General features: G+C 59.3%; 7 protein-coding genes, 1 tRNA gene and 1 pseudogene. 2 read left to right on the plus strand and 7 right to left on the minus strand.

The window, feature by feature from the left end; genetic code table 11:
• Positions 1-2: 2 nt before the first annotated feature.
• Positions 3-656, plus strand: a complete 654-nt coding sequence (locus MKK49_RS23345) for an SOS response-associated peptidase (RefSeq protein ID WP_244032399.1) — start codon at positions 3-5, stop codon at positions 654-656.
• 76 nt (positions 657-732) lie between these two features.
• On the opposite strand, the gene MKK49_RS23350 is transcribed toward MKK49_RS23345, so the two are convergent.
• Entirely contained in the window at positions 733-1,902 is a 1,170-nt protein-coding gene (locus MKK49_RS23350; protein WP_244032401.1) for an alpha/beta hydrolase, read from the minus strand.
• A 648-nt stretch (positions 1,903-2,550) separates the two neighbouring features.
• Between MKK49_RS23350 and MKK49_RS23355 the strand changes: the two genes are divergently transcribed.
• Positions 2,551-2,979, plus strand: a complete 429-nt coding sequence (locus MKK49_RS23355; RefSeq protein ID WP_244032403.1) for a hypothetical protein — start codon at positions 2,551-2,553, stop codon at positions 2,977-2,979.
• Here MKK49_RS23355 and MKK49_RS23360 read toward each other — a convergent pair.
• From MKK49_RS23360 to MKK49_RS23390, 6 genes and pseudogenes are all read right to left on the minus strand, one after another.
• Positions 2,969-3,519, minus strand: a pseudogene (locus MKK49_RS23360) (transposase). The gene MKK49_RS23355 and the pseudogene MKK49_RS23360 sit on opposite strands and share 11 nt — an antisense overlap.
• A gap of 223 nt (positions 3,520-3,742) precedes the next feature.
• Positions 3,743-4,798: a hypothetical protein gene (locus tag MKK49_RS23365; RefSeq protein ID WP_244032405.1), complete on the minus strand. Its 1,056-nt coding sequence runs from the start codon at positions 4,796-4,798 to the stop codon at positions 3,743-3,745.
• A 352-nt stretch (positions 4,799-5,150) separates the two neighbouring features.
• Positions 5,151-6,176 carry a hypothetical protein gene (locus MKK49_RS23375; RefSeq protein WP_244032407.1) on the minus strand — a complete coding sequence of 342 codons (1,026 nt, stop codon included), beginning with the start codon at positions 6,174-6,176 and terminating at the stop codon, positions 5,151-5,153.
• A 985-nt stretch (positions 6,177-7,161) separates the two neighbouring features.
• Positions 7,162-7,237: transfer RNA gene (locus MKK49_RS23380), tRNA-Phe, on the minus strand.
• Positions 7,238-7,356: 119 nt separating this feature from the next.
• Complete coding sequence (locus MKK49_RS23385) at positions 7,357-8,151, minus strand: ABC transporter ATP-binding protein (protein WP_244032409.1); 795 nt, start codon at positions 8,149-8,151, stop codon at positions 7,357-7,359.
• Positions 8,152-8,168: 17 nt separating this feature from the next.
• Positions 8,169-8,702: ABC transporter permease (locus tag MKK49_RS23390; RefSeq protein WP_244032412.1), on the minus strand; the 534-nt coding region annotated here is incomplete at its 5' end.

Genomic DNA, 8,702 nt, shown 5'->3' on the forward strand with positions numbered 1-8,702 from the left:
CGATGTGTAATCTCTACAGCCTCGGCCAGGGGCAGGATGCAATCCGACGCGTGTTCGAGGCCATTCGCGATGAGGCCGGCAACCTACCGCCGATGCCGGGGATCTTTCCTGATCAAATGGCACCGGTCATTCGTCTCAGGGAGGGGCAGCGAACGCTCACGATGATGCGGTGGGGCATCCCAGGGCCGAAGCAGTTCGGTGAGCATCCCGTCACCAACGTCCGCAATGTGAAGAGCTCCCACTGGCGACCCTGGCTCAAGCCCGAGTACCGATGTCTCGTGCCGGTTTCGTCCTTCAGCGAGTACGCCGACACGAAGCCGAGGAAAACACCGACGTGGTTCGCACTCGACGACGAGCGGCCCCTGTTCGCGTTTGCTGGCATCTGGCGTCCCTGGACGGGCGTGCGAGGTACGAAGGCGGAAAACCCGGAGCGCAGTGAGGCCGAACACCGCCTGTTCTCCTTTCTGACGACCGAGGCCAACGGCATAGTGGGGCCGATCCACCCGAAGGCGATGCCAGTGCTGCTGACGACGCCCGATGAGTGGGCGACGTGGCTGGAGGCACCGACTGAGGATGCTCTCAGGCTTCAACGCCCCTTGCCGGACGAGGCCATGAAAATCGTAGCAAGCGGCGCCCGGCGAGATCCTCCGGAATGATATCCAGGGCGGGGCAATCCATGATGCCCACCCGCCTCTGACATCGGCCGGGCGTGGGAACGCGGCTCCGCAGCAGTCAGCGGGCTTTGCTCTCGATCCAGGTCATGATCGCGTCGGCGACCTCATGATTGTTGGCCTCCAGCATCATCATGTGCCCGTTGCCGCGAATGTCGTGTTCAGCAAGGGCAAGCCGATCTGGCTTGGCGCCTGCCTGAGTGAGGAAAGCGGCAGTGCAGTCGTCCATCGTCGCTCGGAACGAGGCTTCCCCAGTGACGATGACCGCTGGCACTTTGGCGAGGTTTGGGAGCTGCCGGGCCGGCTCGGCCTGCAACCAGCAGCGAATCTGATCCGGCCGGGTGGGCTGTTCGGCTTGAACCACCGTCAAATCGGCTGGCGAGGCCACAGGGGGCTCGAAGCGGAGCGGCACGCGCGTGATACCGTAGGGTCGGGCACGGGCCTCACTGACGCGCTCGTACCACTCAGAGCCGCCCTTGAAGCGAATGTCGAAGAAGGTTGGCCCATTTGGCTCGACGGCGACGTGTGCCTTCACGAGGTCGGGCCGCTGATCAGAGACAGCCCAGCCGAACACGCCCGCCTGGGAGTGGGTCAGGACAACCGAGGGACCGATCTTTTCGAGCAGCGCGATCAGCGCTGGATTGACCAGTTCCTCACTCTTCAGCCCGCTCGCGATGTAGGGCACCTGCGACAGGTAGAACTGGTCGAAGGCAGCATTGCCCTTCACGCCAGGGCCGCCCGGCCATTGAGTATGAAGCTTGGCCTGGGGGAAGAGCTCGAACCGCTCCTGCCCGGTATAGATGCTCTCCAGATCGCCGGGCGCAAGGCGTGCGTAGGGGCCGTAGACCTCCGGGTTGTCGCCGGATCTGCCCCGGCCAACCTGATCAACGACGTAGACCGCAAAGCCGCGTTCGACGAAGTGATCCACCCATCCCCGCCGGCCATCGGGCGTGGCAAGGAAGTTGACGCCGGTCTGCGCGGTGCCGTGCACCATCACGACCGGAAAAGGCTGCGTGACCTGGGCCGGAGCATGGAACTGTACGAACATCTGACCGGTGGCGAGTTCCTTCTCGCCGACCGGCTCGTAGCGGCCCCCGACGAAGAAGTAGCCCTCGCGCTGCGCTGGCTTGAAGACGGCCGGCACGCCTGGGGTGACAGGAGCAGGCTCGGCGAGGGCCGTTGCCCCGAGCCCGAACAGGGCACAGGTCCCAAGCAGCGCCGTCTTGAGCATCGACATCCTCCCGAGGACGTCTCACGCGCCCTGACCGTAGTATCGGCTCGGGACGCGGGGCCTGTCCACCGTAGGGCTCACGGTGAGGGCCTCCGCCATTGGACAGCATGACGCCCGAATCGCGCTGTGCCGCTCTGGCGTAGGCCGCTGTACCTCTACCTTGGCACCCAGTCCGACCCAATCAGATGGTCGAAACGAGCAGCGGACGCGGGCAGCAAGTATCAAATCTCGCCCCAGAAGACCTCTCGGGTTAAGCCAATTACTGCCGAGCCACGACGAGATCCCCACGTAAATAACATCACAACGTAGACGTCGCGAACTCGCTGGATGTGCCAGCAAAGAGCGGCCCTACTTCGCTAGACCACAATGTATGAGCCCAAAACGGCGCATGTATATGAAGAGCTATGCGTTGATCGCAAGGCAACGACGATACGTTGAACACAGCAATACGCCGAGCCAAGCAACCAAAACAAAATAAGTTGAAACAAGTTGAAACCCGAGGGTTACGCTATGCCCATAAGCCAAGATGCAATCGATGATGGATACAAACTATGGGGTGAGCGCCTCGTACGTGAAGGGTGGAGCCCATACCTACTCACGTTCATGTACGAGCATCTTGGCGGTTCAGATGCCCGAGTAGCCCGAGAGATGGAACGGGAAATCGAGCGCGTGTACGCGACCCTCGTCACCCGCGTGGTTCGCAAGCCCACCGCCCCCCCGTCCGCCGGGCGCCTGCCCGTCTGGCTGTGTTGCCGCGACATGCCCGTCTTCAAACACCAGAAACAGTGCCTTTCAGACGTCCTCGTGAACGATGGGCTGCACCAGCACGCCGCCGCTTTCCAACCACCCGTATCGCGATTGGGGGTCGATCTCGTCACCCACTTCGAGGAGTGCCGTGACCTCTACGTGCGACGTGGCTTGCCACTTATCCGCATCGACGTGCAGCCAATCACTCACGATATCGGCGCCGTGATGGATTACGTCCGTAAGCAGATCGGGCGCGGCATGACCGGCGAAGACGCGATGTTGATCCTTCCTCGCGGTCGCAGTGAGATGAAAGATATTCTCACCGGTTAAGCCACACGGGCATCATGTTTGACCCCGTTTCATAGGGTACAGCAAGGCACATAACGAGGATCATGGCGGCGAGGATGAAGACGGCGAGCGCAGATGATGGAGGGCCTCGTAGTCTCGGGCCAGCCTGTGGCAGCGTCCGACCCCGAAGGTACGCTCGATGACCCATCGCTCGGGCTGGATCGTAGCCGCGCTCGTCCTTAACGCCGAAGCCGCCCGAGCGCGCAGTCTGGGCATCAAGGACGGCGCCGGTCGGGTCGACCGTGCGCCCGGCGCGCTCGCTGTCGGCAAGGGTCAAGGCGTGGGCCAGACGCTTGGACACGCTGGCCTTCGACAACCGCGAGAATCAGCGGTGAACGGTGGGCCAGGGCGGGGGGCCAGGGACAGGTGGCGCCATGCGCAGCCGGTGCGCAGGATGTATTGGATACCGTTCGAGATCACCCGCAGCGGCCAGCGCCAAGGACAGGTCGTTTGCGATGGCCTGGGCAGGAGCGGAGCAATGGATCCCGTCTCCCTGTCGGTCAGCCTATCTGCGTATGGCAAGCTCGGCGCGAGTGGCGGGTGTTCTCATCGGCGGCCCAGGGCATGCGTCAAGTACTCCCCCGACGCCGACGATGTACGCCCCTCACCCTCAAACAGCCGGCCAAAGACCCTTATGGGACACCAACTGAGATATTTGTTTGGGTAACCCAAAGATTGCGATTGCAGATGGAGTCCAAGCCTGCAATCGCAATCCGGTGTCACGATCAGCTCTCGAGGCGCCTCTTCACTTAACGCGCTCTTGAAGCATAGATTTTAGCAGAGTTGAGCTATTCGCGAGTTCGACTGCCTTTTGGATTAGTCGGTTGTACTTGAGTTCGATCTCACTATCATTCCAAATTTCGTTGGTGTCCTCGTGTAAATCTCGTAATATGCCGCCTTCATTGTCCTGATCCATAGGGTCATCGTCGAGGATTTTCTTGGATTCAACAATCTCCGCACTGAGTTGACTGGCAAGCAGGGTGATCTTTTCAAAGCGTGTGTCGATTACTCGACGTCTCCAGCTTGGGAAAGATTGATCGTCATCATCCTCATCATCCAGGATAGATGTTCCAACTTCTTCAGCTTCCATTTTTCGAAGTTGCTGTGTCGGAATCACCTTCTCGTCATGGCTGAACTTGGTCGTGTTTTCGGCGCTGATGCCCAAGATTTGACAAGCATAGCGTCCATCGCTTTTGAGTCGGTCCAGGTGACGCTGATGCAGCATCTCGGCGAAATCCCTTTCGCCTCGACTTCTTCTTAGTGCCTCCATATAAAGTTTTTCAGGGCCAAGCTTGAGTATTGCGGACGCCATTTCTGTAGGGCTCACGCGTGACACAAGGGCGTCCTCTAAGCCGTAAGCATAACGGTACGCTGTATTCGATGATGATCTTCCTGTCTTCGCGAACACCAACTCAAAAATTCGATAGATTAGACGTTCGCGAGTCTTGTCTATATCAGATTTTCTGATTACGCGCTGTGTCAGCAGAATACTCTGAAATTCAGAGAGTGCCGCTTCATCCTGTGCGATGTAGAATGCAGAAGCATATGCCGCCGCGATGTATCTGCGCCGCTGCTCTTGATACCCAATTTCGAGGACTGATAGACCCTTTTGGCACTCTAAGGTCGCTCGAAGCGGTTCGCGCTGCGCCATTTCGAGCAACTCTGTCGGATTGATTAGGTTGTCAGCCGAAATCAAACTTGCCAGATCACGGGCCTTGGTCGAATCGTGCTCATTGTCTGGAGAACTGTATCGACCTGTTGTCTCTTTTGATTGCGCTTGGGCGTGGGAAGGAACAGGCATGTCTATGCCCCCTTCTGCATCAAGTCATGGATATCTTCGCATCGCCATGCCGTGATACGAGGTCCGAACTTGACCGGCTGAGGATAGCGCTGGCTACGCACGCCTTCCCACCAGGAAGATTTGCTGATCGGAAGCGGCCCGCCGGGTGCAATGATTTTCGAAAGTCTGACGAACCCTGAGCTTGGTAGTCCATGCGTAGGGATGTCCGTCAGCATAGTCACCGTCGATTTTGTCATTTTCAGTGCCTTCTTCTCTAGCATGTCGGGGTTGGCGCCAACGAAGAGAGAATGAGGCAGCGGACGGCGGAGCGGGAATTATGCTATCTTTCATACCACGACAACACACTGATTTTTCAGCGTTTATCGCCTCTTCCGTAAGATCGAATAACACTTACAGTGATTTCCGGGAGCTCGGGAAGCTGAATGGGCTCCGCTTTAAGATCGTCAGGAAAGCACGGAAAGCGAAGCGTTTTCAGCGCTCGATAATCGAGCCGCGATTGCAGCATCTCAACCGCCGTACGACATTGAGCAAGATATCGACGAAGTTTGATGCGGTCCTCAATGATGTCTTTTACGCTATCAACAAAGTCGCTATGCATTGGATTCAACAAAAATTCTGGCCCAGAATGAAACCGCTCGACGTAGAGAAACGGCGACGCTGATCCATGTCTTGACCAATATTTCTTGAAAGTAATATGAGACATTGGCCATTTGTATTCAAATACGCCACTTTGACTGGCGTGGTAAGATTTATTTAGACTGACTCGATCTCGATGGTCGGCGGTTTTGGGTTTGAAACTTAGAAGAAACCAAGCTATGTTTGCAAGAAAATCCAACTCATCATATGGTTGGTTCAATATAGGCAAGATATCGAATATGTGAACAGCAAGCATCTGGCCTGTACAGATTCGCCTTAGCACGTCAATGCGGACATGGCGAAGTACAAGAGAAAGCTCTTCGGCTTCAAGCTGTTCTAATGTCTCAGTAGACCGCGCGTGCGATAGGTACACGATGACACATGCAGTGATTGCCGCTGGATGATCGTTAGGGGTGTTTGGCCACCGCAGCCAAGCAATAAACTTGAACAAAGCTTCCAAGAATTTCAGGCGATCCGTATTGCTTTCGTCCACCAAGCGGGCAATCGCTGTCTCGATGCTTATGTCTTGCGCGATTGTAGGCCTAACTTGCCGAGTGGTAATTCCTCTCTGGCGCTGCCATCGGTAAATAGTTCCAACAGATACTCTCAGTTTCTGCGCAGCTTCCGCTCCGCCGATTCCTTGTCGTTGTGCTTCTGTAAATTGCTCGAGTATCCAATCTTGCTCAGAACTCGTTCGCCTTATGGATGGCGCACGCTTCGACCGTATTTGTTTCTTTCTCATTTTTTCGCTCTGAAACCTTTATTCGCGCTTTTCCTCTCTGCGCACGCTATGCTCTATAAAACTTGGCATTGCTCCATTAAGTCAACCGCTGCGGAAGCAAGTCGCTCCGGCGGTCCGCAGCCTCGACCTTATCGTCTATTGAGTGTTCCACAGCCATCCCTCCCACTTCGTGCGGGCAGGTCAGTTGTCTCGGTTGCCCGATCATGGAACGACGAGCGGAATTCATTGCTCTTGCGGGTTTGGCTGGAACGTAGGCGCAGACGGCTTCGTTCGTGAGGTAGCGCGGCCCCTCTCCATCAGCTCATCAAGGGCGAACTGCACTTGGCGCTTCCCGGCTTCCAGTGCCGCCCTGATCGGTCTGCCGCTGCCCTAGGCACGCAGATGCAGCTTGGTGGAGCACCCACTCTGCCTGCACCGCAAGCTCCATCGATACCCTCGATTATGCCCTTACCCCCTGTGGCGCTCGGCCGGCGTGCATCAGCAGCATGTTGTTCGGTGGGTGGCATCGTGGCGTCTGCAAACTTTAGGGTTCAGTCGAGATCGCCCCGGTATGGGACTGCTCCGATGGAAGGCTAAAGCTCGAAACTGTGTCGACAGCACCATAGTGGGTTGGAGGATCCGCCCAGGGTTCGCCCGCGCGCAAACTTCCGAGTATTCCGTTTAGGACTTGGTGGTGATCCTCGGCAGGCAGACCCATCCGTGGCTTCTGCGGAACCAGTAGCTAGCTAGTTTGCTCTTACCGCGTGGTGATACGATTTGTCGCGTCGCATTCCGCCTACGTGGGCCGACCGCTCGGCAGGTGAGCTTTTTGCAGAGACACAAAAGCGTCCGAGATGCAGCTTCACCGTCTCAGCCTATGGGAAAAGCTGTCGGCTGCAAAATGCCGGGGCTGACGATTTGTGCCCCCGGTGTGCCCCGACGTAACGACTGAATCGAATGTCCAGCGTCGTTATCTAATTAACTCGTTGTACGAGCGAAGAAAAAATGGTGCCCAGAGACGGGATCGAACCGCCGACACTGCGATTTTCAGTCGCATGCTCTACCAACTGAGCTACCTGGGCAACGGGCGGTTCGGGTGAGCGGCACCGCCTGTGGAGCGGGGGTATAGAGGGGGTTCGGCGGCCTGTCCAGCCGGTTTCGGGAGAGTTTTTGCGCGGGGTCCGGCGCGGGGTTCGGAGGGCTAATCGACCGCCGGGCCGTGAAGTTCGGCCTGGGTGAAGCGGCTCTGCTCCTCCATCACCAGGGTGGCGAGTTCGCGCTTGAGGGCGTTGAAGTCGGGGGCGGCCGTGTCCCGGGGCCGGGGCAGGCCGACGGCGATGTCGCGCTTCAGGCGGCCCGGGCGGTAGGTCATCACCAGGATGCGGTCGGCGAGGTAGAGCGCCTCCTCGATGGAGTGGGTGACGAACACGATGGTCTTCTGGAACTCGGCCCAGATGCGCAGGAGCTCGTCCTGCAGGGTGCGCCGGGTCAGGGCGTCCAGCGCCCCGAACGGCTCGTCCATGAGCATCACGGGCGGGTCCAGCGCCAGGATGCGCGCGATGGCGACGCGCTGGCGCATGCCGCCCGACAGGTCCTTCGGGTAGCGCTTGCGGAAGTCCGACAGGCCCAGCGTCGCCACGATGCGGTCCACCGTCACGGTGGCGTCGGCTTTCGGCACGCCCTTGATGTCGAGGCCGAAGCGGACGTTGTCCTCCACGTTCATCCACGGGAACAGGGCGTATTCCTGAAACACCATGCCCCGGTCCGGCCCCGGCTCGGTGACGGTGCGACCGCCCAGCGTGATCCGGCCGCCGCTCAAGGGGGCGAAGCCCGCGATGGCGTTGAGCAGGGTGGACTTGCCGCAGCCCGAGGGGCCGAGCAGGCACAGGAACTGCCCCTCCGGCACCGTGGCGCTGATGTCCTCCAGGGCGGTCACGGCCCCGGGCCCGCTGCCGAACACCTTGCTGGCGTGGGCGACGACGATTTCTGCCGACATGCTGAGGGTCCGGGGGTTCAGCGCTCGAGGCCGCGGTGCCAGCGCAGCAGGTGGTCGTTGAGGCGCGACATCGCCCCGTCGATGACGAGGCCGAGGAGGCCGATGGTGAGCATGCCGCCGATGATCTTGTCGGACCACATGTATTCGCGGGCCTCCAGGATGCGGTAGCCGAGGCCGTCCGAGACGGCGATCATCTCGGCGACGATCACCACGATGAAGGCGGTGCCGATGCCGATGCGCATGCCGGCGAGCACGAACGGACTCGCCGCCGGCAGGATCACCCGGCGGAACATCGTCCACGACCCCGCCCCGAGGTTGCGCGCGGCGCGGATGTAGATGGAATCGACCTGCCGCACCCCCGCGATGGTGTTGACCAGCACGGGAAAGAACGTGCCGAGGGCAATGAGGAACAGGGCCGGCGGGTTGCCGAGGCCGAACCAGACGATGGCCAGCGGAATGTAGGCGATGGGCGGGATCGGCCGCAGGATCTCGAGGAGGGGGTTGAACAGGGAGAACAGCCGGTCGCTGGTCCCGAGCAGGAGCCCGACGGG

The sequence above is a fragment of the Methylobacterium sp. J-090 genome (assembly GCF_022829345.1).
GTDB lineage: Bacteria > Pseudomonadota > Alphaproteobacteria > Rhizobiales > Beijerinckiaceae > Methylobacterium.